This window comes from Streptosporangium sp. NPDC049078 (assembly GCF_040648855.1).
Classification (GTDB): domain Bacteria; phylum Actinomycetota; class Actinomycetes; order Streptosporangiales; family Streptosporangiaceae; genus Streptosporangium.
Genome location: NZ_JBEZEL010000023.1, coordinates 97,247 through 120,072 on the forward strand (window position 1 = coordinate 97,247; position 22,826 = coordinate 120,072).

The window sequence follows — 22,826 nt, forward strand, 5'->3', positions numbered from 1 at the left end:
TGTGCTGCGGCCCACAGTGCTCCCTCGTCCCGTCGGCTATACGTGGTAACCGGCCCGCGCCCGCGGCCCTCTGACCGTGACGGCGTTTCCGGTGGTCACCGCCTTGCGACGGGCGCCCGGTAACGATGCAGAAACCGCCCATTTACGCAACGGCTCCCTCTTGACGCCCAGGTAACCGCAGGGCAGCATGGCGTTTACAACTATTGCACATTTTGTCCCATTATCGGACAACAGCGCAGTGGATCGATGTTGCACGAACGGAGCCTGCGGGTGTCTCGCCCGGCTCCGCGCACCCTTCGTTCCACGTAGCGCTGGACGGAGGTGGCGGTGAGCGCGGGCATGGTAATTCGCCGGCTCGGCGGCGGTCTGCTGGTCTTGTGGCTTGTTTCGATTCTCACCTTCCTGCTGGTACAGCTGATTCCCGGCGACCCGGCGGAAGTGATCGCCGGTGAGAACGCCACCGTGGCCGAAGTGGTCAGGATCCGCACCGAACTCGGCTTGGACAAACCCGTCCTGGAGCGGTACTTCGCCTGGTTCTCCGGCGTTCTGCAGGGAGACCTCGGCAACTCGTTGTTCACCAACAGGTCCGTCGCGGACACGATCATCGAGGCGGCGCCGCCGACCGTGGTCATCACCCTGGTGGCGATCATGATCGCCGTCGTGCTCGGTGTGACGGCCGGCATCATCGCGGGCCTCACCCAGGGAAGCTGGATCGACCGGGCCGTCTCCGCCCTCGCCACCCTCGGCATCGCGATGCCGAGCTTCTGGCTCGCGATGGTGCTCGTGTCCGTGTTCGCGCTGGCCAACCCCTGGTTACCCGCGACCGGATACGTCGACTTCAGGGAGGGGTTCGGGGAGTGGCTCTCCTACGTGATCCTCCCGTCCACGGCGCTCGGGGTGGCCACGGCGGCGGAGCTCGCCAGGCACACCCGGGGCTGCGTGGCCGACGTGCTCACTCGCCCGTACGTGCGCACGGCACGGGCCAGAGGCGCCTCGGGCATGTGGCTGGTCCGGCGGCACATCCTGCGTAACGCGGCCATCCCGGTGGTGACCGTGCTCGGCCTGCAGGCCGGGCGGCTCCTCGGCGGAGTCATCGTGGTGGAGGCCGTGTTCGGCATCTCCGGACTCGGCTCCCTCGCCATCAACTCGGTGCTGCAACGGAACTATCCGATGATCCAGGGCTACGTCCTGTTCAGCGCCGTCATCGTGGTGGCGATCAACCTCATCGTGGACCTGGCCTACGGCTGGATCAACCCGAAGGTGCGTACGGCATGACCATGGCCACCCGGAGCGCCCGTCCGCGCCATGTCCTCCGCTCGATCCTGCGCCGGCCGTCCAGCGCGGTCGCCGTCGGATTCGTCGTCGTCCTCGTCTTCTTCGCGATCGCCGGGCCGCTCGTCTACCCGCACGACCCGGAGGCCCAGGATCTCGGCAACAGGTTCGCCGACGTCAGCCTCACGCATCTGCTCGGCACCGACGAGTTCGGCCGCGACGTCGCGAGCCGGATCATCCAGGCGTCGCGCATCGCCGTCGTCGCCCCGCTCATCTCGGTGGGCGTCGCGTTGCTCATCGGCCTGCCGCTCGGGCTGTGGGCCGGTGTGCGGCGCGGCGTCGTCGACAGCGTCGCGGGCCGGCTCGCCGACACCATCCTCAGCCTCCCCGCCCTCGTCGGGGCGCTGGCCATCGTCGCCGTGCTCGGCCCGGGGCTGGTCAACGCGATGCTCGCGATCGGCATCATCTTCTCCCCCGGCCTGTTCCGGGTCGTACGCGGGGCGACGATGGCCGTGGCGGAGGAGACCTTCGTGGACTCGGCGGTGGCGATCGGCTCGTCCACCCGGCGAACCCTCTGGGTGCACATCCTGCCCAACATCGCCGCCCCGCTGCTGGTCCAGGTCACGATCCTGATGGGCGTCGCGCTCCTGGTCGAGGCGAGCCTGAGCTTCATCGGTCTCGGAGTACAGCCGCCCGACGCGAGTTGGGGCTCGATGCTCAAGGCCGCGTACACCAACCAGTTCCACTCCCCCTTCTCGGTGGTGCCGCCCGGAATCGCGATGGTGCTGACCGTGCTCGCGTTCAACACGATCGGTGACTCGATCCGTGACGCCGTCGGACTCAGGAGGCGTACATGACAGCAGGACCGGCGCAACGAAGCGACGCCACCGAGCCGCTGCTCTCCGTCGAGGGCCTCACCATCGACCTGCCCGGCGGCTCCAGACAGCCCGGCCTGGTCGAGGACGTCACCTTCGAGGTGCGCAAGGGGCAGGCGGTCGCGCTGATCGGCGAGTCCGGCTGCGGCAAGTCGCTCACCTCCATGGCGATCCTGGGCCTGTTGCCCGCGGCCGTCCGGGTCTCGGCGGGCGCGATCCGCTTCGACGGGGTGGACCTGCTCACCTGCGACCGGCGGCAGCTTCGCCGGATCCGCGGCGGACCGGTCGGCATGGTCTTCCAGGAGCCGATGAGCAGCCTCAACCCCACGATGACCGTCGGCGACCAGATCGCCGAGGTACGACGGCTGCACCTGGGCGAACGGCGGTCGGTCGCGCTCAAGCAGGCCGGACGGCTGCTGAGCCGGGTCGGCATCCCGAACGCAGAGCGCAGGCTCAGGTCCTACCCGCACGAGATGAGCGGCGGCATGCAGCAACGCGTCATGATCGCGGCCGCCATCGCCTGCGACCCGAAGCTGCTGATCGCCGACGAACCGACCACCGCCCTCGACGTCACGATCCAGGCCGAGATCCTGGAGCTGCTGCGCGACCTGCGACGCGACCTCGATCTGGCCGTCCTGCTGGTCACGCACGACCTCGGCGTGGTCGCGGACTTCTGTGACGACGTGGTCGTCATGTACGCCGGTCACGTCGCCGAGCGAACCCCCGTCGACCGGCTCTTCTACGATCCTCGGCACCCGTACTCCGGCGCGCTGCTCGCCGCCGTACCGCAGGCGGGCCGGGCCCGGAGCAGTTTGACGGTCATCCCGGGCCGGGTCCCTTCCGCAGGGCAGTTCCCCGAGGGCTGCCGGTTCGAGCCTCGCTGCGCGCACAGCGTCGAGGACTTCTGCCGGCGACCACAGGCCGACGCGGTCATCGACGACGAACGCCACACGCGATGCGGACGCGTCGCCTCCGGCGACCTGATTCTGAAGGGGGCCGTCCGTGGCTGAGGATCGTGTGGTTCTGCGCGTACGCGGCCTGAGCAAGTCGTTCCCGCTGCGTCGCGGCCTGCTGGGCCGGACGCTGGAGAGCGTCCAGGCCGTCGACGGAGTCGACCTGGAGGTACGGGCCGGCACCACGGTCGGCATCGTGGGCGAGTCCGGCTCTGGCAAGACGACGGTGGGCCGGCTGATGGCCCGGCTGCTCAAGCCCGACCGGGGCACGGTCGAGGTGGAGGGCAAGGACGTCAGCAGGGCGCGCGGCAGCGAGCTCAAGGAGATGCGCGGCAAGCTCCAGGTCATCTTCCAGGACCCGTACGGCGCGCTCGACCCGACCAAGACGATCGGCCACGCCGTCGCCGAACCGCTCCTGGTCCACGGCCGGATCGGCCGGGACCAGATGCGTGAGCACGCCGCCCAGCTGCTCGGCCGGGTCACCCTCGATCCGGCGTTCGTCGACAGGTATCCGGACGAGCTGTCCGGCGGGCAGCGGCAGCGGGTCTGCATCGCCCGCGCGCTGGCGCTCTCGCCGAGCGTTCTCGTCGCCGACGAGCCGACCTCCGCGCTGGACCTGTCCACCCGTTCGGAGATCCTCAACCTGCTGCTGTCCATCCAGCAGGACACCGGGCAGGCGGTGGTCCTCGTGTCCCACGACTTCGCCACGGTCAGGCACCTGTCGCACCGGATCGCGGTGATGTACCTGGGCCGGATCGTCGAGGAGGGGTCCGCGGAGCAGATCGCCACCGACCCGCGGCACCCGTACACCAAGGCGCTGCTGTCGGCGGTGCCGGTGCCCGATCCCGACGTGCAGCGCTCGCGGCGCCGCACCGTGCTGCGCGGCGAGCTTCCCGATCCGGCGAACCCCCCTTCGGGTTGCCGCTTTCGCACCCGCTGCCCGGTCGTCCAGGACGAGTGCGCCCACCTGGACCCGCCGCTGCTGCAGATCGGCGCCGAGCACCGGGTCGCGTGCGTGCTGCACCGGCCGCCGCCGAACGACGCGCTGATCGGCGAGACCCAGGAGACCTCGCGATGAGCGCCTCCCGAGCCTCAGGGACCTCACAGACCTCAAGAGCCCCAGGAGCCTCAGGAGCCCCAGGAGCGCTGCACGGGATCCGCGTCGTCGACTTCGGTCACCACGTCGCAGGACCGCTGGCCGCGCTCATGCTCGCCGACCAGGGGGCCGACGTCGTGCGCGTCGACCGTCCTGGTGTCACTCCCGGTGCCGAAGACGCGTTCTTCAACCGGGGGAAGCGGCGGATCAGCCTCGACCTGAAGGACGCGGCGGACCTGGGCGTCGCCCGCGACCTCGTCCGGCGGGCCGACGTTCTCGTCGAGAACTTCCGGCCGGGGGTGATGGACCGGCTCGGTCTCGGCTGGGAGGAGTCACGCGCGGGCAACCCGCGGCTCGTCTACTGCTCGATGCCCGGCTTCGCGGCCGACGATCCGCGCGCCGGTGTCCCCGGCTGGGAGGGTGTCGTCGCGGCCGCCACCGGCAACTGCCGGATCCGGGCCGGTCACGCGCCGGACGGCTGGGACGACACCCGGCCGACCTACACGGCGGTACCCGTCGCGTCCAACTTCGCGGCGTTCTGCGGCGCCTTCGCGATCGTGGCGAGCCTCACCGCCCGGCACCGCACCGGACGGGGTGACCGCGTCGAGGTGCCGCTGTTCGACGCGATGTTCGAGGCCATCGGGGGGAGCGGCGCCTACCCGGTCGCGCAGGGGCTGCCGCCGGATCGGGCGATCAGTTCCAACGGCAGTGGCACCTACCGCTGCGCGGACGACAGGTATGTGCAGTTCAACCCGATCGGCGCGACACCTCGCTTCCTCACCTGGTTCCTCGACGCGGCCGGGGTGACGGTCTGGACGGGCGAGGGCCTGACCGACCGCACCCGGATGGACCACGACCCCTCGCTGCGCCGGCTGCTGCACGACCGGCTCACCGCGCTGTTCCTGACCCGCCCGGCGGGCGAGTGGGAGGATCTCGCCAACGCGGCGGGCGTGCCGCTCGCCGCGGTCAGGACGCTGGACGAATGGTTGGAGAGCGACCACGCGCTCGCCTCCGGGCAGGCCGTCGTGGTCGACGATCCGGAACTCGGCGCGACGGTGATGCCCGGCTCGGCGGTGTGGCTGTCCGCCACCCCCGCGCTGCCCGGCAGGCCGCGGCACCTGCCCGACGCGGACCGCGCGGAGATCCTCGCCGAACTCACGTCGCCGCCCGCCGGCTCACCGCGCGACGAGCCGACGGCGAACCAGCCGGCGGGGAACCAGCCGGCAGGAAACGAGCCGACGCGCGACGAGCCGGTGGGGAGCGAGGGCGAGCCGGTCCGTCTGCCCTACGAGGGACTGCGGGTCGTCGACCTCACCCAGATCCTGGCCGGGCCGAGCGCGGGACGGATCCTCGTCGAGTTCGGGGCCGACGTCGTCAAGATCAACTCACCGCAGCGGCGTGTCGGCGCGCACGGGTTCGTCAACCGTGGCAAGCGGACGGTCCTCGTGGACGTGAAGTCGAGCCAGGGCCGGCAGGTCCTCTGGCGCCTCATCGACGACGCGGACGTGCTGACCCACAACTTCCCCGAACGGACCGCCGAACGCTACGGCCTCGGCTACGAGCACGTCCGGGCCCGCCGCCCCGACATCGTCTACGTCTCCGTCAGCTGCTACGGCCACGGCGGACCCTGGACCGGCCGCCGGGGGTACGAGACCCAGGGCCAGGCCGCGACCGGGATCATGACCAGGACGGGCGGCGACGGCCGACCGGCCGTGCTGGGCCCGTACAACCTCCTGGACTACGGCACCGGCGCGATGGCCGCCTTCGCGAGCGCGGTGGCTCTCTACCATCGCGAGCTGACCGGAGAAGGCCAGCAGGTGCGCACCTCCCTCACCCAGACCGGCGGCTACCAGCAGGCGAGGTTCGCGGTGCGCCCCGCACCCGGGCTCCCGGCCGCGGCGCACGACCGGTACCGCCGCGCGGCCGAGCCGTGCGGGCCGTCGGCTCTGGGGATCGACCCGTGGCACCGGTTCCACCGGGCGGCCGACCGATGGTTCTTCCTCGGGGCGACCCGGGAGAGCCTGCCGACGCTCCGCGAGGTCCCCGGCCTGGAGGAGGCCCTGTCCGGCCTGGACGGATCCGACGACGACGCGGTGGCGGCGGCCCTGGAGACCGCCTTCCACGCCGGCACCGCCCGCGAGTGGACCGACCGCCTCACCTCGGCGGGGCTGGCCGCGCACCCGGTCACGACCCTCGCGGAGCTGATGACCGACCCGTGGGCCCGATCGAGAGGGCTCACCGTCAGCCAGATCTCCGAGGAGGTCGGCGAGGTGGTGATGCCCGGCATCGCCATCCGGGTGCACGGCAACCCGCCGCGCCTGGGCCACCCGGTACGCCGACCGGGCGCCGACGCGCGCGAGGTGCTGGACCGGATCGGGCTCGCCGACTCGGCCGAGGCACTCGCGGCGGGCTGGGCCGTGCAGATGACCGCGCTGCCCCCTGGCTGGGACCACTTCTGACCGCCGACCGGCAAACCGAACAGCACATCCAGGCCCGCTGAGCGGGACGTGCCGCGATCGCGGCACCGACAGGAGGACTCTGATGAGCGACGACCCGGTCACCCGGTACGACCTTCTTATCAAGGGCGGCCGGGTTCTGGACCCCGGGCGGGAACTCGACGGCGTCATGGACATCGCCGTCACCGGCGGCCGGATCACCAAGGTCGGCGGGAACATCCCCGCCGACTCGGCCCGCCGGGTGATCGACGCGAGCGGCCCCGGACGCTACGTCGTCCCCGGGCTGATCGACATCCACACGCACGTCGCGCACGGCGCGATCACCCCGGGTGTGGGCATGGAGGGCTGCGACCCCGACGCCATCGGCGTGCGTTCCGGAGTCACCACACTGGTCGACGCCGGATCCGTCGGCGTCGCCAACATCGGTGTCTTCTCCGCCTACATCCAGCCGAACGCCAGGACACGGGTCGTCCCGTACCTGAACATCGGCAGCTACGCGCACACCATGCCCACGATGATCGACGTCAACGACCTGGCAGAGATCGACCCGGTCGCCATCGCGAAGTGCGTCGCCGCCAATCCCGGGCTGGTCCAGGGCATCAAGCTGCGGCTGGTCGGGCCGCTCGTCGCCACGCACGGCAAGGACATCGTGTCCGCGACCAAGGCGGTGGCGAGGGAGCACGGGCTCCCGCTCATGGTGCACATCGGCGACCTGTCCGCGCGGCGGCGCCCCGATCCGCACCTGCTCGAACCGGCCACCCGGTTCGCCATCGAGCAGCTCGACGCGGGAGACATCCTCACCCATCTGTGCACGCCGAACCACGGCGGCGTGATGGACGCGGCGGATCGGATGATGCCCGCCCTGCTCGCCGCCCGCGAGCGCGGGATCACCCTCGACTCCGCGCTGGGCAGGGGCAACTTCGGCTACCGGGTCGCGAGCGAGCAGCGCGCGCTCGGGCTGCTCCCCGACACCATCAGCAGCGACCTGACCGCGGCCGGAGAGACCTTCCACTCGCTGCTGGAGTGCATGGCCAAGTTCATGGCCGTGGGCTACAGCCTGTCCGAGGTGGTCCGGATGACCACGGCGAACGCGGCGCGGGCGATCGGCGCGGAGCACGAGCTCGGCGCGATCGCGGCCGGCAGGGAGGCCGACCTCACGGTGCTCGACCTGGTCGAGGGCGACTTCGAGTTCGTCGACACCAAACAGGAGGTCTTCCACGGCGGCTTCGGCCTGCGGCCGGTGCAGACCGTACGGGCCGGCGAGCTGATCGCGCCGGGTTGGGGCACCCACCCGTGGGGTTGGCTGCCGGCGCCGCGTTCCACCTCCGGGGCGGCGTCATGACGGGCGGGCGGAGGTTCGAGGTCGACGCCGACTGGGAGCGGCTGCCCGACGACCTGCGGCACGCGGACGTGGCCGCGGTCGACGTGGACGCGGCCGACCGCGTCTACCTGTTCACCCGCTTCGACGGCCAGGTCATCGTGTACGAGCGGGACGGCACCTTCGTCCGCAGCTGGGGAAAGGGCCTGTTCACCACGCCGCACGGGCTGACCGTCGGGCCGGACGGCGGCGTCTACTGCGTCGACGCGGGCGACCACACGGTCCGCAAGTTCACCCCCGAGGGTGAGTTGCTCATGACGCTGGGCACCGCCGGGACGGCGTCGGACACCGGGTTCGTCTCCGGCCGGCCGGTGCACGTGCACAGCGTCGAGGGCGTTCGGTACCCGGGCGGGCCGTTCAACCGGCCCACCAACCTCGCCGTCGCCCCGAACGGCGACCTCTACGTGACCGACGGGTACGGAAACAGCCGGGTGCACCGGTTCACCTCGTCCGGTGAGCTGATCGGCTCCTGGGGCGAGCCCGGCACCGGTCCCGGCCGGTTCCACCTGCCGCACTGCCTGGACGTCGCGGCGGACGGGCGGGTGTTCGTCGGCGACCGCGAGAACGACCGGATCCAGATCTTCACCCCGGACGGGGAGTTCATCGAGGAGTGGACCGACATCCGGCGCCCGTGCGACCTCACCATCGCCCCGGACGGCTCGGTGTTCGTCGTCGAGCTGTGGCGGCCGGCAGGCAAGAGGTCCTTCGTGCACGGCGAGGCGCTGGAGGACCAGCCCGCCCGGCTCACCGTGCTGGACCGGCACGGCGCCGTGGTCGAGCGGTGGGGGGACTCCACGACGGACCGCACCGCGGCCGGCAACTTCATCGCGCCGCACGGGGTCGCGCTGGACTCCCACGGAGACCTGTACGTCGCGGAGGTGACGTACAGCTTCGCCATCAGACCCGGCTGGGTCGCGCCGTCGAGCGGACGGCACCAACTGCAGAAGTTCCCGCGCGTCGGCGCGGGAGAAGACACCCTGGCTAGGAGACACGCATGAGGCGCGAAAACGGTCGGATTCTCACCACGCACGGCGGCAACCTGCCGCGTCCCAAGGACCTGGACGAGCTGATCGCCCAGGGCGATCAGGAGGCCGTCGACGCGCGGCTGCCGAGCGCGGTGGCCGAGGTCGTCGCCCGTCAGATGGAGTGCGGCCTCGACGTCGTCAACGACGGCGAGTACGTCAAGGCCGCGAACCTGTCCGCCTACAGCGGCTACATCCACGCCCGGGTGACCGGCTGGGAGACCCTGCCCATCGACCCGAACGTCCCGCCCAAGCGCGAGTACGTCGCCGCGCGCGACAAGGCGGACTTCCCCGGCACCTATGCCTCCGGCCTCTGGCTGGCCGGATCCGGAGGGCCGGTGCGGCCCGGCTTCTCCACCCCGGGCGCCGCGCCGAAGCCGCCGACGTCGGGCCGGGTGTGCACCTCCCCGATCACCTACATCGGCCAGGACGCCATCGCGGCCGACATCGCGGCGATGAAGACGGCGGTCGAAGGCAAGGAGGTGGACGGTTTCATCGCCGCGCTGGGGCCGCTCAGCCTGGGCGCGGGTGCGAGGAACGAGCACTACGCGAGCGAGGAGGAGTACATGTTCGCGGTCGCCGAGGCGCTCCGCGAGGAGTACCGGGCGGTCACCGACGCCGGCCTGGTGCTGCAGATCGACGAGCCCGAGTTCGCGACCACCTGGCAGTTCCACCCCACCTGGACGGTCGAGGACCTGCGTCGTTACCTCGAGTTCGCGGTAGAGGTGATCAACCACAGCATCGACGGGCTGCCCTCCGAGCAGATCCGGATGCACACCTGCTGGGGCAGCGGTCACCGGCCGCACACCCAGGACATCGGCCTCGAACACATCGCGGACCTGCTGATCAAGGTCAACACCCAGGCCTACGCCATCGAGTCCGGCAACGTCCGGCACGCGCACGAGTGGCGGGTGTGGGAGGACGTGAAACTGCCCGAGGGCAAGATCCTCGCCCCCGGAGTGGTCAGCCACGCCACCGACCTGGTCGAACACCCCCTCCTCGTCGCCGAACGGCTGACGAACTTCGCCAGTGTGGTGGGCAAGGAGAACCTGCAGGCGGGGACCGACTGCGGGATCGGATCGCGCGTGGGCCACGAGGAGATCGTGTGGGCGAAGCTCGCCGCGCTCGCGGAGGGCGCCGCGATCGCCGGTAGCCGGTTGTAGGCCGGTTCACAGCACAAGTCCAGGACCTGGTGGGGGCGTGATTCAGCGTCACGGCTGAAGACGGGGCACCGAGAACCACGGCACACGCGGACGCGGGCCGGCACGTCGACGACGGAGCCGGAGAGCGCCGCGGGTCGCCAGTCATACCAGTCAAGCTCGCTTCTGAAATATGGAGGCATAAGCCGTGAAACGAGCAGCAGTAAAAACGGCCGGCGCATTTCTCGCCACCGGTCTCGCCCTCTCCGGCTGTGGCGCCGGGACGACCGACCGGCCGACGTCGAACACCTCCGGCGCCTCCGGTGACTCCGGTGCCTTCGACAACGCGGCCATCCTGCGGTGGGCCGTGCCGGGCAACCCGACCTCCTTCGATCCCCGCAAGGCCGCGCCGCTCGACCCGGTGTTCCTCGACGTGGTCTACGAGCACCTGGTCCGCCGGAGTGCGGCCGGTGAGATCGGGCCGGGGCTCGCGACCGAGTGGACGTTCTCCGACGAGAACAAGGTGATCACCCTCAAGCTGCGCGAAGGGGTGAAGTTCCACAACGGCGAGGAGTTCGACGCCGAGGCCGTCAAGGCGTCGCTGGAGGCGTACAAGAAGAGCGGCGCGCTCGTGACGACGCTGTCGGTGCTCGACAAGGTCGAGGTCACCGGCCCGTCCGAGGTGAAGCTCACCTTCTCCGAGCCGGCCGGCTACATGATCAACGTGCTCGCCGGTGAGGCCGGCATCGTGGTCGCGCCCGGTGCGCTCGACGCCGAGGACCTGCCGACCAAGCCGGTCGGCACCGGCCCCTTCGAGATCGACACGCTGCAGGTGGGCAAGGTCACCTTCAAGAAGTTCGAGGGCTACTGGAACGCCGCCGAGACGACCATCGGCGGCCTGGAGATGACGGTCTACTCCGACGAGACGACCCGCCTGCGCGCGGTGAAGTCGGGGCAGGCCGACGGCACCTCGATCACACCCGGCCAGATCAAGGAGGCCGAGGCGGACGGCCTGACCGTGGTCAGGGGCCCCAACACCACCTTCAACGGAATCCTGCTGAACACCTCCGTCAAGGGGCTCGACAACCCCAAGGTGCGGCAGGCCTTGATGTACGCCATCGACCGCGACGCGATCAGCAAGAACCTGTACGAGGGCGCCTGCGTCTCCGCGGTGCAGCCGTACCAGGAGGGCTTCTGGGCCCACGTGCCCGAACTGAGCGACGTGTCCTCCTACTACGACCCGGAGAAGGCCAAGAAGCTCCTCGCCGAGGCCGGCCTGCCGAACGGCATGGACATAACGCTGGAGGTCGGCCCCAACACGTCGTACCAGATCCTCGCCCAGGCCCTGCAGGCACAGCTGCAGAAGGTGGGGATCAAGGCCACGATCAAGGTCCTGGAATTCCAGCAGATGATCACCGCTCGCCGGACCGGCCAGTTCACCGCCACGGTGGCGCTGGTACAGGCCGGCCGGCCCGACCCGAGCCAGTTCGTCGCGGACTTCTACACGAAGGGCGGCGCGTACAACCCCGGCGGCTTCTCCCAGGACGGGATCGGCGAACTGCTGGCGAAGGCACGCGCCAGCGACGACGTCACGGAGCGGGCGGCGCCGATGCACCAGATCATCAAGGATGTCGCGGCGGCCGGGCCCCCGGTGATCCCGGTGTGCGGCGTGACCTACGTGGCGGCCTTCCGCAAGGGGGTGACCGGCCTCGACGTACCGGTGGTCGGTGACTACCACTACAGCTCAGTGAAGATCAGCAAGCAATAGAGAGAGGAAGCCCATGCGGCTCAACGACAAGGTGGCCGTCGTCACCGGATCAGGGCGTGGCCTCGGCCGCGCGTACGCCGAGGCGCTGGGCGCGGCCGGTGCCGCCGTGGTGGTCAACGACATCGACGCAGACGTCGCCAAGGAGACCGTCGAGGCGATCACCGCCGCCGGTGGGCGTGCCGTCGCCGAGGTGTGCGCCGTCGGCACCGCGGAGTCGGCCGACGCCCTGGTCCAGCGGGCCGTCTCGGAGTTCGGCCGCCTGGACGTGATGTGCACCAACGCCGGCGCACTGCGCGACCGTACGCTGGCCAAGGTCACGGACGAGGAGTTCGACCTCGTGGTGGACAGCCACGTCCGCGGCACCTTCACCTGCGGTCGCGCCGCGGTGCGCCGATTCCGCGAGCAGGGCGGCGGTGGCCGGCTGATCCTGGTCGGCTCACCCGCCGGCCAGTACGGCGGCTTCGGGCAGACGGCGTACGCCGCGTCCAAGGCGGCCATCATCGCCATGGTGCGGGTGTGGTCGACCGAGACGGCGAAGCTGGGCGTGACCGTGAACGCGATCGTGCCCACCGCGCTGACCAGGATGGCCGCGACCATCCCGTCGCTGACCGAGGTCGTCGCCGCGGTCGAGGCGGGCGGCCCGGTCCCGGCCGACCTGCGCCGGCGCGGCATCGGCAAGGTCGAGGACGTGGCGCCGCTCGTCGTCTACCTCGCCTCGGACGAGTCGGCCGGCGTCACCGGGCAGTACATCGGCTTCGGCGGCGACAGGTTCGCGATCTGGGCGCATCCGAAGGAGGCGTTCGTCACGCACCGCGACGGCGGGTGGAGCGCGGAGCAACTCGCCGCCGACTTCGCCGGGTTCTCCGAGCACCTGCAGAGCCACCTGCCGCCCCCGAAGTGACCGGCGAGAGCCGTCCCAGCCCGGCTGGGACGGCTCGACGCGCGTGCTCAGCCGAAGTAGAACGCGTGCGAGGCGAGTGAGATCCGTCGACGAAGCGCGGGATCGGGGACGAGCCGCGCGAAGGAGTCGACGGCGTCACGATAGGTGACCGGATGCCGGGCGCCGACGAACGGGGCGTCGCTCCCCCAGAAGACGTGGTCCGGCCCGGCGGTCCCGATCAGGGTCGCCGCGTGACCGGCCAGAGTGTCCTCGCCGACGCCGAAACGGTAGCCCGCGGACAGCTTCACCCACACCCTGCCGGTGTCGAGGGCGCGCAGGAGCGCCGCACCACCGGCACCCGTGTAGCCGGCGACCCGGTCCGGGTCGCCGAAGTGGTCCACGACGACCTTCACCCCCGAGGCGGTCAGCCGCTCCAGCACCGGCGGCAACCGGTCGCCCTCGATGTTCAGCTCGATGTGCCAGTCGAGGTCCGCGACCCGGAACAGCAGCCGCCGGTACGCCGGGTCGGTGAGGTCCGGCAGGTCGGCGAGCCGTCGCCACTGGAACCTGACGCCCACCACACCGTCGGACCTCATCCGGTCCAGGACGTACCGATCGACGGTGGGCTCGACGATGACGGTCCCGCGCAGCCGCTCGTGCGCCCGCAACGCCTCGATCGTGTAGTCGTTCAGGTCGCCGAGCAGGCTCATCGCCGACAGCACACCGTAGCCGACGCCGTGCTCGTCCATCATCGACACGAACGTGTCCGCCGTCAGCTCCCCCTCGGGCCGGGTCCAGGCCCGCGCCGCGAGAGGCAGCGCGCGGGTGAACAGGTGGACATGGGCGTCCACGAGAGGCGCCCCGCTCTCGGACAAGCCGTCACCCGTCACGGCGTCGCGATCCGGTAGAGCGAGGCCGCCGTCCCGCCGAGGACCAGGGCGGCGTCCCTCGCGGACAGGCCGGAGACCGACTCGCGGGCGATCCCGACCATGTCCGCGTAGGCGCCGGCGGTCTGGGTGACGTCCGAACCCCACAGCACCCGCTCCGCGCCGAACCGGGAGACGAGCCATTCGACCACGACCGACGGCGCACCGCCCGCGGCGATGATCCTGGCGAAGTTGAGCGTCGTCACCTTGACGTGGACCTGCGGCAGGTCGGCGAGCGCGAGCAACTCGCCGGCCCCCGGGTAGGGCGCCGGGCGATCCGTCTCGACGCTCGCGATGTGATCGAGCACGACCGGTGTGTCCGGGAACTCGCGGGTCACCGCGGCGAGCGCGCGCAGGCTCTCGTCGCGGTTCCAGCGGTAGATGTGCAGGCACATCGACAGGCCGAGTTCGCTCGCCTGCCGCCACACCTCGCGGGCCCGCTCTCCGGCGAACCACTCCGTTCCCGGTGTGCCGCCGTGCTGGTCTCCGCCCGGCGAGGTGAGGCGGACGGCCGCGGCGCCGCGCTCCGCCCAGTGGCGTACGGTCCGCGCAGCGTCCGGGGCCTGCGCGTCGAGGACGCACATCGCGGCGAGCCGGTCGGGGTGCCGGGCCGCCGAGTCCACCACGTAGCTGTTGTCGTAGCCGAACACGTGGGCGCGCTGGACGGCGACCGCGCCCGACAGCTCGTGGTCGCGCATCGCGGCGAGCAGCCGTTCCGCGGTCATCGGATCGTCGCGTACGGCGTCGCTGACCGAGCCGCGGGGCGGGTTGAACGGGTAGGCCGGGTCGTTGGTCACCAGGTGCGCGTGTGCGTCGATCAGGGCAGGGGTCATCGGATGCGCTCCCAGGTGAGGATGGGGGTGGGCGGCCTGCCGGGGGTTCGCTCGGCGCGCAGGATGAGCCGGTCACCGTCCACGACGGCGAGGCGGACCAGGGTGGCGCCGATCCAGTTGGGATAGATCGCGGTCTCGACCTGGTGGACGACGCGGTCGCCGGACCATTCGTAGCGTCCGGCGTACGCGCCGAAGGTCCGTACGGCGGCGAGCTTCTCCTCGTCGGTGGTCCACCGCCAGTTCTCCGTCCGCAGGAGCGGGCGGTCTCCGGCCATGTACTGCACCGACATGTAGCCGTCGGGGCCGTAGATGAGCAGGCCGAGCGGCTTGTCCCCGAGGGAGCGCGCGCCGTCGTCGGGCTCGCCCTCCATGACGTAGTCGACCAGCCGCCAGGTTCCGACGATCATGAGGTCGCGCCCATCTGCTCCCGGAACGCCCGCGTCATCGAGTGGGCCGTGCGGGCGAGCATGGTGGCGTCGTTGCCCATGATGAGGAACTGGTGGCCGAGGGCGGCGGTCCCGACGGCCGACGACGCGTCCACACACGCCGCGCCGCAGGGCTTGCCCGCCGCGGCGGCCGCGGCCCGCGCCCGGTCGAGCGACTCCTTGACCACGGGATCGTTCATGCGGACCCCGAGCGCGAGGGAGAGGTCACCGGCGCCCAGGAACACCGCGTCGACCCCCGGCACGGCGAGAATGCCGGCGGCGGCGTCGATCGCCGCGGGGCTCTCCAGTTGGGGTACGCAGACGACGTCCTCGTTGCCGACCCGGACGTACTCGTCTCGGGACATCAGTCCCCACCTGCCCGCGCGGCTGGTGCCGCCCGCTCCTCGTTGGCCGAGGGGCGGGAAGCGGGTCGCCGCCACCACCCGTTCGGCGTCGGCGACCGAGTCGACGCGGGGGGCGAGGATGCCCCGGGCGCCGGCGTCGAGGACCCGCTGGATGGTGCCGGCCTGGTGGTCGGGCACGCGTACCAGGGGGTCGACGCCGTACGCCGAGGCGGCGCTGATCATCCGGGCGGCGAGGGTGAGGTCGATGGGAGAGTGTTCGAGGTCGATCACCACGAAGTCGAATCCGGCGTCGGCCATGATGTCGACGCTCTCGACGGTCGCCAGCTTGATCCAGGTACCCAGCCTCGGCGTTTGCGCGGAGGCTGTCGTGAAGAACGTCATGCGGTCGTGATGTGGTCGGGGGCCGGGTACTCGTCGGCGTTGAGCACCCATCCGGCCTTGGCGGAGAAGTCGGCGCGCGGCGGGCTGAAGATGTCGATGAGCATGTGCACGCCGTCGCCGACCGCCTGGCTGGTGTGCACGGTGGGCGGCGGGATGATCGCGACGGCGGGGCTGCCGACGGCCGCGTGCTCGTCGGCGCGCCACTGGGAGCGCTTCGACGTCCAGGGCGTCCGGACATGGTGGATGTAGTCGCCGGCGACGGTGAGCGAGCACTGCTCGAAGTCGTCGTGGTGGTGGGGGGAGAGCCGGTCGGGGTCGCGCGGGCCGTCCTTGGGGTCCCCGAAGTTGACCATGAAGGCGCTGGACCGGAAGATGCGGCCGAACCGGCCGGGTCGCAGCGGGAAGTCGGCGTTGCGGTAGACGCGCAGGCGGTGGCCGGCGGGCGGATCCGGCCACGGCTCCAGCAGGGCGACGCGCGGGTGTGGCTCGGCGTACTCCGAGGCGTTGCCGCAGCGTGCGAGGAGGTCGGCGGTGCGGACGTCGAACAGGCGGACCAGGTCGGCGTCGCCGTGCGCGGTGAGCTCGCTGTCGCCGGGGGGCACGATGACCACGCCGCTCCCGGTCACCGTCCGGCTTTCCGCGCCGGCCGTCACGTCGATCGTGATGTCGTCGTGGGGGAGGACGACGACGTACTCCTCCCGCTGCGCGGCCGCGTCGCGGCGGAGCGCGTCGCCGGGGGCCAGGCGGGTGAAGGCGAGCACGAAGTTCTGGCCGCGGACGTACCAGGTCTTGCTGCCGAGCTCGGTGACCTCGTCGGGCGGCAGCGCGAGGAACTCGTAGGTGGCGAGCGCGGCGATGGGGTCGTTCGGGTTCGTCGTGGCCGGCGCCGTGTTGAGCGCGGCGCGAGGGTCGTTGGGGCCGTACATGTGGTTCGTCCTTACAGTCAGTCGTCCGGGCCGAGCGGGTCGAAGAGGGCGGACCGTCACTCGTCCGGGCCGAGCGGGTGCGAGGGGTGCGGACCGTCAGTCGTCCAGGCCGAGCAGGTACGAGGGGTTGACGCGGACTATCTGCCGCAGGTCCTTCTCCGGCAGTCCGAGGTCGAGCAGCGCGGACCCGACCCGGATGAAGGAGTCGACCGGCATCGGGCGGCCGACCTGGCCGAGGTCGGAGGCGAGCACGGTGTGTTCGGGCCCGACCCGCTCGATCCAGTCCATCAGCACTTCCGGACCCCACCGCACGTTCGCCACCTCGGGGTCGTACATGCTGGTCTCATGCTCGATGTAGGCGCCGAGCATGACGAACTCCCGGCACTGCGCCGGGTCGGAGCCGATCACGAAGTTCGGATGGCTGACCACCAACCGCCGGACTCCGGCGTCGCGCGCGGCGGTGAAGACCTCCCTGATGTCGTCGGGTGCCATGTGCCCGGCGGAGAGCAGCGCGCCGGTCTCGGCGACGACCGAGATGACCTGGCCGACCTCGGGGATGAGCTCGCCGTCCGGGCCGCGTACGTCGACCTGGGTGGTGGTGAGGGGGATCGTCGGTTTGGGGAAGCCGCCGCCGGAGTTGTGGTGGTCGACGTGCGCGGCGGAGGAGATGGTGGGAAACCAGACGCACCGCCCGCCCATCCGCAGGCACATCTCCACCGCGTGCGGGTTGATGCCGCCGACCTGGTTGTTCAGCGCGATGCCGCCGTAGACGGCGGTGCTCACGCCTTTCAGCCGGTCGCCCATCGCGAGGAGGTCCATCACCGTGTTGTGGTGGTGGGACTTCGCCAGGAAGGCGCGCATGCCCAGCCGCGCACCGTCCTCGGCGGCCTGGACGTGGTCGAACCTGCGCGGCAGCGGGTTGGGGCCGGAGTGGCAGTGCAGGTCGACGAGGCCGTGCAGGACTCGCTCGATCGCGGGTCGGGTCATCGTTGTCCCTCCTGCGCGGTAGCCACCGACGAGGGCATGGCGACCCTTGACAGAAACACCACCACGATAGCATTGTTACAAATTACGGACTTACTGTACGATAAATGCGACTCGCTGTTCTGACAAGCACTTGTCCCGGCGAGATGTTCCAGCGCGACGACCTGCGCTGTCGCTCAAACCCGATTGGGGGCCACGTGCCGGAGGCGACCTATACCTGGGCGGAGATGATGGCGATCTCCATTTCGCACGAGATGGCCGACGGTGCCTTCGGCTCCGTGGGCGCCGCATCGCACATTCCCGCCGCCGGGCTGCGCCTGGCGCAGCTCACGCACGCGCCCAACCTGTCCTTCTTCTGCGGCGGCAGCGGCGCGATGAACCCGAAGATCCAGCGGCTGACCGAGTCGTCGGCCGACTACCGAAACCTCGTGACCAGCGAATACCACTTCAGCCTCGACGACGTCGTGGACTTCGAGACGGCGATGCGCTTCGACTTCGCGTTCCTCGGCGGAATGCAGATCGACAAGCACGGAAACCTGAACATGGCCATGATCGGCGACTGGGACAAGCCGAAGGTGCGCGGACCCGGCACCATCGGCCTGATCTTCCTCGGCGGCTTCAAGACCAGCTACATCTACACCCAGCACCACACGCCGAAGATCTTCGTCGACAAGGTCGACTTCGTCAGCGGCGCGGGCTGGCTCGACGGCGGCGACGCCCGCTCCAAGGTCTTCCGCCCGGAGTCCGACGGGCCCCGGCGGGTGTTCACCCCCCTGGGCGTGTTCGACTTCGAGCCGGAGAGCAAGCGGATGCGCCTGATCAAGGTGCACCCGTGGAGCAGCATCGAGAAGATCCAGGCGGCGACCGGATTCGAGTTGCTGATCGCCGACGACGTGCAGACCGTCGGCGCGCCCAGCGACGAGGAGCTCACCCTGCTGCGGACCCAGGTCGACCGCGACGGTGTGCTGCGCCGCTACCCGTCCGTGGCCTGAGCGCCCATGAGCTTCCACGATCGCCACGTCGTCGCCGACGGCTGCACGACCCACTATCTGGAGGCCGGGGACGGTCCCGCGCTGATCCTCCTGCACGGCGGCGAGTACGGCGCCTCCGCACAGCTCACCTGGGAGAACTGCATCCCGGCGTTCGCCGAGCACCGTCGCGTGCTGGCGCTCGACTTCGTCGGCTTCGGGCACAGCGACAAACTTCGCGACTTCGGCGGCCAGCGTCGGCTCATGCGACGGCAGGTCGCCGGCGTGCTGCGCACCCTGCGGATCGACTCCGCGGACTTCATCGGCACGTCCCTCAGCGGACGACTGCTGCTCGACATCGCCAACCGGCCGTCACCCGAGTGGCCGATCCGGTCGATGGTCGTGGTGGGCACCGGTCTGGCCGCCCCCGCGGCCGAGGCCCGCGCCGTGCTCGAGGACTTCGACGGCACGCTCGACGGCCTGCGTCCGTCGATGGACGTCCTCTTCCACGACCCGCGCTGGAGGGACAGCGAAGACTACCTGCGCCGCCGCCACGAGTACTGCATGGTCCCCGGGGCGTGGGAGACCGCCGCGGCGGGCAATCTGCGCGCGCCGGGACGTGACGGCGGCGAGCGACGGCCCCATGTCCGCCCGCCCGCCCGCGACTACGGGGGCATCACCGTGCCCACCTGTCTCGTCCGGGGGCGGCACGACCGGCTGGTGCCGGCGCCGACCTGGCAGGAGCTCGCGGCGCAGATCCCGGACGCGCGGACCGAGACGATCGACGGCAGCGGACACTATCCGCAGATCGAGCGCTCGGCGGAGTTCGTCGAGGTGGCGCTCGGGTTCCTCGCGCGGACGAGGGCGGAGGCACGATGAGCGACCTCCACCTTGAGTCCGGCGGCGACGACGGCCCCGCGGTGCTCTTCCTGCACGGCTCAGGCGCGTCGGGAGCCGTCTGGAAGCCGGTGCTGGAGCGGCTGCGCGAGCGCGGGACCCGATACCGGTGGCTCGTCGCCGACCTGCCGGGGCACGGCCGCTCGGGCCATCGCGACGACTACTCGCCCGAGGGGTACGCCGGCGCGGTGTCCGCCGCGCTCGCCGGCGTACTGGGTGAGAACGCGTCCCTGCACGTCGTCGGTCACTCGCTCGGCGGGCTGGTCGGGATGACCGTCGCGGACGGGACACACGGCGTCACGGTCGAGTCCCTGACGGTGATCGCGATGAAGGTCGCCTGGACCGAGGAGGAGCTGGCCAGGCGGTCCGCGACGGCCGACCGGCCGGTCCGGATCTTTCCCGAGGAGAAAGAGGCCCGCGAGCTGTTCGGGCGGATATCGGGTCTGCGAGGACCCGCGTTCACCGACGAGGACCGCGCCGGTGGGGTGACGGCCCGCGACGGCGGCTACGCGCTCTCCGCCGACCCCGGTATCACCGGGGCCGCCCCGGCCACCGGCCCCGAACTCGCCGCGCGCATGCGCGCGGTGACCTGCCCGGTCGAACTCGCCTGCGGCGACCACGACCCCGGCATCGACCCGGCGGACATGGCCGAGGTGCTCGGCCATCAGGTCACCGTGCTGCCCGGCGCGGGGCACAACGTCCACATCGAGCGCCCCGACCTCATCGCCGACCTGGTCGAGCGGGCACTCGGCCGCTGACGAACGGACACCCATGCGAATCGAGAACCTCCTGCGGCAGAACGCGGTACGACGCGGCCCGCTGCCCGCAGTCATCTGTGACCAGGCCCAGCTGTCCTGGGCCGAGCTGGACATCGAGACCAACCGGCTGGCCAACGCGCTGATCGGGCTCGGATACCGCGCGCAGGAGAGGGTCGCGCTGGTGATGTCCAACTGCCACCACATCGTGACGGCCTTCCACGGCTCGTGGAAGGCGAACCTGATCACCGTGGGGATCAACACCCGGTTCACCGCGCCCGAGATCGCCAGGATCCTCACCCACTCGGGCGCGTCCCTCGTCATCTGCGACACCCCCGCCGCGGTCGAGGCCGCGAGAGGGGTGCCGGGCATCCGCGGCGTCTACACCATCGGCCTGGGCGACGACGACCAGGGGTCGTTCGTGAGCCTCGTCGCCTCCGGTGACCCGGGCGACGTGCCCGAGACCGGCACCGGCGGCGACCTGCGCTCGCTGCGCTACACCAGCGGCACCACCGGCGCGTCCAAGGGCTGCATGGCCACGCACGACCAGCAGCTCGCCAGCACGGCCAACTACCTGTGCGAGGTCAACGTGCCGCGCGGCGGCCCGACCTGGATCTCGGTGCCGCTGACGTTGGGGGTCGGCGCGTCCTTCGTGACGACCACCGCCTACCTCGGCGTCCCGCTGCTGCTGCGCCGGCGCTTCGACCCGGCCGCGTTCGTCGACGACGTCGACAGGTTCGGGGTCGAGCACGCCTTCCTGGTACCGACCATGCTGGTCGACCTGGTCCGGGCGCTGCCCGACCTCGACCTGCACCGCGCGAGCGCGCTCAAGCTGGTGGGGTACGGCGGCGCGTCGGTGTCCTGGAGCCTGATCCGATCCCTGGCGCAGGCGCTGGACCTGGAGTTCTACCACGCGTTCGGGGCGACGGAGGCGGGTGGTTTCGTGGCGTTGCTCACCCCGGACGACCACCGCAACTTCCTGCGCACCGAGGCCGCCTCCATCGTCCCGGTGGGCAGACCGGCCGCGTTCGCCGACGTCAGGATCTTCGACGCGGAGGACCGCGAGGTGGCCGTACGGGAGACCGGCGAGATGCGGATCCGCGCGACCAGCGTGTTCTCCGGCTACTGGAGCCAGCCGGAGGTGACCCGCGCGGTACTCAAGGACGGCTGGCTCCGGCTCGGCGACATGGCCTGGCGGGACGAGCGCGGCTACATCTATCTCGCCGACCGGGCGCAGGGCGTGATCCGGTCGGGGGCGCAGAACGTGTACGCCGGCGAGGTCGAGGCGGTGCTGCAGGCCTGCCCCGGCGTCGCCCGCGCCGCGGTGATCGGGGTGCCGCACGAGCGGTTCGGCGAGTCGGTCAAGGCGCTGGTGCAGCGGGCGCCGGGTGAGGAACTGACGGAGCAGCAGGTCCTCGACTACTGCGCGGAACGGCTCGCCGGCTACAAGCGGCCCCGCGAGGTGGAGTTCGTGACCGACCTGCCGGTCGACGAGGGCGGCAAGATCAGGAGAGCCGAGCTGAAGCGCGTCACCGAGGTGCGCCTGCTCGGCGAGGTGACGACCGGCGGCGACGCCGGTCCGGTTAAGGAGTTCAGGCGATGAGCGCGAACAAGGTGACGACCCCCGAGGAGGCGGTCGCCGGCATCCCCGACGGAGCCACGATCGCGCTGGGCGGCGTGCACTCCCACAACAGCCCGATGGCGCTGGTGAACGCGCTGATCCGGCGCGGGGTCAAGGATCTGGAGCTGATCCCGACGCCGAGCGGCGGCCCGCCGGTGGACATGCTGATCGCCGCCGGTTGCGTCCGGCGGCTGCACGTCTCCTACGTGGGGCTGGAGTTCCTCGGCATGGCGCCGAACTACCGCCGCGCCGCGGAGAGCCGGTCGATCGAGATCGTCGAGGCGGACGAGGCCTACATCGTCTACGGGTTCCGGGCCGGGGCCAGCCGGCTGCCGTTCCTGCCGCTGCCCGCGCTCTACGAGGGGACCGACCTGCCCAAGGTCAACAAGGACATCCGGTCCACGACCGACCCGTACACCGGAAAGACGGTGACCACCATCCCCGCCCTGCGCGCCGACTACGGGCTGTTCCACGCGCAGGTCACCGACCGTAAGGGCAACGCGCAGGTCTTCGGCCAGCGGCGGTTCGAGGACGTGATGGCGAAGGCGTGCGACCACGTCGTCATCAGCTCGGACGAGATTCTGGACGAGTACGCCCCGGCCCCGGATCCGCGCCTGGTGTCCATCCCCGGCGCGATCGTCGACAGCGTCGCGCACGCGCCCTACGGCTCGCACCCGCTGTCCTCGCCGGGGCACTACGCCTACGACCGGGAGCAGCTGGTGGAGTACCGGGACCTCGCCGCCCAGGACCGGACCAAGGAGTATCTGGAGAAGTACGTGTTCTCGGTCGACGACCACCAGGAGTATCTGGACAAGCTGGGCGCCCGGCGCCTCCTGGGTCTCCAGCAGACGTTCCGCTGAACCGGGCCCTGGTCCTCACGTTCCGCTGAACGGGAGGACCTTGAGC

The 22,826-nt window shown here is 71.0% G+C and carries 21 protein-coding genes; 15 read left to right on the plus strand and 6 right to left on the minus strand.

Translation table 11 applies throughout. The features are described 5' to 3' along the window. Positions 1-327: 327 nt before the first annotated feature. The 10 genes from AB0B90_RS33335 to AB0B90_RS33380 all read left to right on the plus strand — a co-directional run bounded on the left by AB0B90_RS33335 (position 328) and on the right by AB0B90_RS33380 (position 12,860). A complete protein-coding gene (locus tag AB0B90_RS33335; RefSeq protein WP_350942240.1) occupies positions 328-1,275 on the plus strand; it encodes an ABC transporter permease in 948 nt (315 codons plus the stop codon). Then, positions 1,272-2,129, plus strand: a complete 858-nt coding sequence (locus AB0B90_RS33340; protein WP_350942239.1) for an ABC transporter permease — start codon at positions 1,272-1,274, stop codon at positions 2,127-2,129. Before AB0B90_RS33335 ends, AB0B90_RS33340 begins: the two co-directional genes overlap by 4 nt. Further along, the gene (locus tag AB0B90_RS33345; protein WP_362926298.1) at positions 2,126-3,157 is read left to right on the plus strand and encodes an ABC transporter ATP-binding protein; all 1,032 of its coding nucleotides are present in this window, start codon (positions 2,126-2,128) and stop codon (positions 3,155-3,157) included. Before AB0B90_RS33340 ends, AB0B90_RS33345 begins: the two co-directional genes overlap by 4 nt. After that, positions 3,150-4,178: an oligopeptide/dipeptide ABC transporter ATP-binding protein gene (locus AB0B90_RS33350; protein WP_350942237.1), complete on the plus strand. Its 1,029-nt coding sequence runs from the start codon at positions 3,150-3,152 to the stop codon at positions 4,176-4,178. Before AB0B90_RS33345 ends, AB0B90_RS33350 begins: the two co-directional genes overlap by 8 nt. Then, positions 4,175-6,655 carry a CoA transferase gene (locus tag AB0B90_RS33355; protein ID WP_362926299.1) on the plus strand — a complete coding sequence of 827 codons (2,481 nt, stop codon included), beginning with the start codon at positions 4,175-4,177 and terminating at the stop codon, positions 6,653-6,655. Before AB0B90_RS33350 ends, AB0B90_RS33355 begins: the two co-directional genes overlap by 4 nt. Positions 6,656-6,737: 82 nt before the next feature. Further along, entirely contained in the window at positions 6,738-7,994 is a 1,257-nt protein-coding gene (locus tag AB0B90_RS33360; protein ID WP_350942234.1) for an amidohydrolase family protein, read from the plus strand. Then, complete coding sequence (locus AB0B90_RS33365) at positions 7,991-9,028, plus strand: peptidyl-alpha-hydroxyglycine alpha-amidating lyase family protein (protein WP_362926300.1); 1,038 nt, start codon at positions 7,991-7,993, stop codon at positions 9,026-9,028. The genes AB0B90_RS33360 and AB0B90_RS33365 overlap by 4 nt, the downstream gene beginning before the upstream one ends. Continuing rightward, positions 9,025-10,215 carry an epoxyalkane--coenzyme M transferase gene (locus AB0B90_RS33370; RefSeq protein ID WP_350942230.1) on the plus strand — a complete coding sequence of 397 codons (1,191 nt, stop codon included), beginning with the start codon at positions 9,025-9,027 and terminating at the stop codon, positions 10,213-10,215. The genes AB0B90_RS33365 and AB0B90_RS33370 overlap by 4 nt, the downstream gene beginning before the upstream one ends. A 184-nt stretch (positions 10,216-10,399) precedes the next feature. Continuing rightward, complete coding sequence (locus AB0B90_RS33375) at positions 10,400-11,959, plus strand: ABC transporter substrate-binding protein (protein WP_362926301.1); 1,560 nt, start codon at positions 10,400-10,402, stop codon at positions 11,957-11,959. 13 nt (positions 11,960-11,972) lie between these two features. Then, the gene (locus tag AB0B90_RS33380) at positions 11,973-12,860 is read left to right on the plus strand and encodes an SDR family oxidoreductase (protein ID WP_350942227.1); all 888 of its coding nucleotides are present in this window, start codon (positions 11,973-11,975) and stop codon (positions 12,858-12,860) included. A 47-nt stretch (positions 12,861-12,907) separates the two neighbouring features. Here the strand turns inward: AB0B90_RS33380 and AB0B90_RS33385 are convergent, their stop codons facing one another. From AB0B90_RS33385 to AB0B90_RS33410, 6 genes are all read right to left on the minus strand, one after another. Next, entirely contained in the window at positions 12,908-13,690 is a 783-nt protein-coding gene (locus AB0B90_RS33385) for an amidohydrolase family protein (protein ID WP_362926302.1), read from the minus strand. 35 nt (positions 13,691-13,725) lie between these two features. Next, positions 13,726-14,598: an amidohydrolase family protein gene (locus AB0B90_RS33390; protein WP_362926303.1), complete on the minus strand. Its 873-nt coding sequence runs from the start codon at positions 14,596-14,598 to the stop codon at positions 13,726-13,728. Further along, the gene (locus AB0B90_RS33395; RefSeq protein WP_362926304.1) at positions 14,595-15,005 is read right to left on the minus strand and encodes a lipocalin-like domain-containing protein; all 411 of its coding nucleotides are present in this window, start codon (positions 15,003-15,005) and stop codon (positions 14,595-14,597) included. The genes AB0B90_RS33390 and AB0B90_RS33395 overlap by 4 nt, the downstream gene beginning before the upstream one ends. Beyond that, the gene (locus AB0B90_RS33400) at positions 15,002-15,769 is read right to left on the minus strand and encodes an aldolase/citrate lyase family protein (protein WP_362926305.1); all 768 of its coding nucleotides are present in this window, start codon (positions 15,767-15,769) and stop codon (positions 15,002-15,004) included. Before AB0B90_RS33400 ends, AB0B90_RS33395 begins: the two co-directional genes overlap by 4 nt. Then, positions 15,766-16,695: a hypothetical protein gene (locus AB0B90_RS33405; protein WP_350942218.1), complete on the minus strand. Its 930-nt coding sequence runs from the start codon at positions 16,693-16,695 to the stop codon at positions 15,766-15,768. The genes AB0B90_RS33400 and AB0B90_RS33405 overlap by 4 nt, the downstream gene beginning before the upstream one ends. A 96-nt stretch (positions 16,696-16,791) precedes the next feature. Beyond that, entirely contained in the window at positions 16,792-17,682 is an 891-nt protein-coding gene (locus AB0B90_RS33410) for a DUF6282 family protein (protein WP_362903424.1), read from the minus strand. Between the two features lie 227 nt (positions 17,683-17,909). On the opposite strand from AB0B90_RS33410, the gene AB0B90_RS33415 reads away from it, so the two are divergent. From AB0B90_RS33415 to AB0B90_RS33435, 5 genes are read left to right on the plus strand one after another with little or no spacing between them, the layout of a single operon-like run. Beyond that, complete coding sequence (locus AB0B90_RS33415) at positions 17,910-18,671, plus strand: CoA-transferase (RefSeq protein ID WP_362903422.1); 762 nt, start codon at positions 17,910-17,912, stop codon at positions 18,669-18,671. 6 nt (positions 18,672-18,677) lie between these two features. After that, on the plus strand, positions 18,678-19,526 hold the full coding sequence (locus AB0B90_RS33420) for an alpha/beta hydrolase (RefSeq protein WP_362926306.1): 849 nt from the start codon (positions 18,678-18,680) through the stop codon (positions 19,524-19,526). Next, positions 19,523-20,302: an alpha/beta hydrolase gene (locus AB0B90_RS33425; protein ID WP_362926307.1), complete on the plus strand. Its 780-nt coding sequence runs from the start codon at positions 19,523-19,525 to the stop codon at positions 20,300-20,302. The genes AB0B90_RS33420 and AB0B90_RS33425 overlap by 4 nt, the downstream gene beginning before the upstream one ends. A gap of 13 nt (positions 20,303-20,315) precedes the next feature. Then, positions 20,316-21,902 (plus strand): AMP-binding protein, encoded by a 1,587-nt coding sequence (locus tag AB0B90_RS33430; RefSeq protein WP_362926308.1) that lies wholly within the window; start codon positions 20,316-20,318, stop codon positions 21,900-21,902. Further along, positions 21,899-22,780 carry a CoA-transferase gene (locus AB0B90_RS33435; protein ID WP_350942209.1) on the plus strand — a complete coding sequence of 294 codons (882 nt, stop codon included), beginning with the start codon at positions 21,899-21,901 and terminating at the stop codon, positions 22,778-22,780. Before AB0B90_RS33430 ends, AB0B90_RS33435 begins: the two co-directional genes overlap by 4 nt. Positions 22,781-22,826 lie beyond the last annotated feature (46 nt).

Excerpts from the sequence above, each read along its gene's own strand:
- AB0B90_RS33340 (WP_350942239.1), top strand. The coding sequence starts at position 1,272 with ATGACCATGGCCACCCGGAGCGCCCGTCCGCGCCATGTCCTCCGCTCG.
- AB0B90_RS33345 (WP_362926298.1), top strand. The coding sequence starts at position 2,126 with ATGACAGCAGGACCGGCGCAACGAAGCGACGCCACCGAGCCGCTGCTC.
- AB0B90_RS33355 (WP_362926299.1), top strand. The coding sequence starts at position 4,175 with ATGAGCGCCTCCCGAGCCTCAGGGACCTCACAGACCTCAAGAGCCCCA.
- AB0B90_RS33360 (WP_350942234.1), top strand. The coding sequence starts at position 6,738 with ATGAGCGACGACCCGGTCACCCGGTACGACCTTCTTATCAAGGGCGGC.
- AB0B90_RS33365 (WP_362926300.1), top strand. The coding sequence starts at position 7,991 with ATGACGGGCGGGCGGAGGTTCGAGGTCGACGCCGACTGGGAGCGGCTG.
- AB0B90_RS33370 (WP_350942230.1), top strand. The coding sequence starts at position 9,025 with ATGAGGCGCGAAAACGGTCGGATTCTCACCACGCACGGCGGCAACCTG.
- AB0B90_RS33380 (WP_350942227.1), top strand. The coding sequence starts at position 11,973 with ATGCGGCTCAACGACAAGGTGGCCGTCGTCACCGGATCAGGGCGTGGC.
- AB0B90_RS33390 (WP_362926303.1), bottom strand. The coding sequence starts at position 14,598 with ATGACCCCTGCCCTGATCGACGCACACGCGCACCTGGTGACCAACGAC.
- AB0B90_RS33395 (WP_362926304.1), bottom strand. The coding sequence starts at position 15,005 with ATGATCGTCGGAACCTGGCGGCTGGTCGACTACGTCATGGAGGGCGAG.
- AB0B90_RS33400 (WP_362926305.1), bottom strand. The coding sequence starts at position 15,769 with ATGACGTTCTTCACGACAGCCTCCGCGCAAACGCCGAGGCTGGGTACC.
- AB0B90_RS33405 (WP_350942218.1), bottom strand. The coding sequence starts at position 16,695 with ATGTACGGCCCCAACGACCCTCGCGCCGCGCTCAACACGGCGCCGGCC.
- AB0B90_RS33410 (WP_362903424.1), bottom strand. The coding sequence starts at position 17,682 with ATGACCCGACCCGCGATCGAGCGAGTCCTGCACGGCCTCGTCGACCTG.
- AB0B90_RS33415 (WP_362903422.1), top strand. The coding sequence starts at position 17,910 with ATGGCGATCTCCATTTCGCACGAGATGGCCGACGGTGCCTTCGGCTCC.
- AB0B90_RS33420 (WP_362926306.1), top strand. The coding sequence starts at position 18,678 with ATGAGCTTCCACGATCGCCACGTCGTCGCCGACGGCTGCACGACCCAC.
- AB0B90_RS33425 (WP_362926307.1), top strand. The coding sequence starts at position 19,523 with ATGAGCGACCTCCACCTTGAGTCCGGCGGCGACGACGGCCCCGCGGTG.
- AB0B90_RS33430 (WP_362926308.1), top strand. The coding sequence starts at position 20,316 with ATGCGAATCGAGAACCTCCTGCGGCAGAACGCGGTACGACGCGGCCCG.
- AB0B90_RS33435 (WP_350942209.1), top strand. The coding sequence starts at position 21,899 with ATGAGCGCGAACAAGGTGACGACCCCCGAGGAGGCGGTCGCCGGCATC.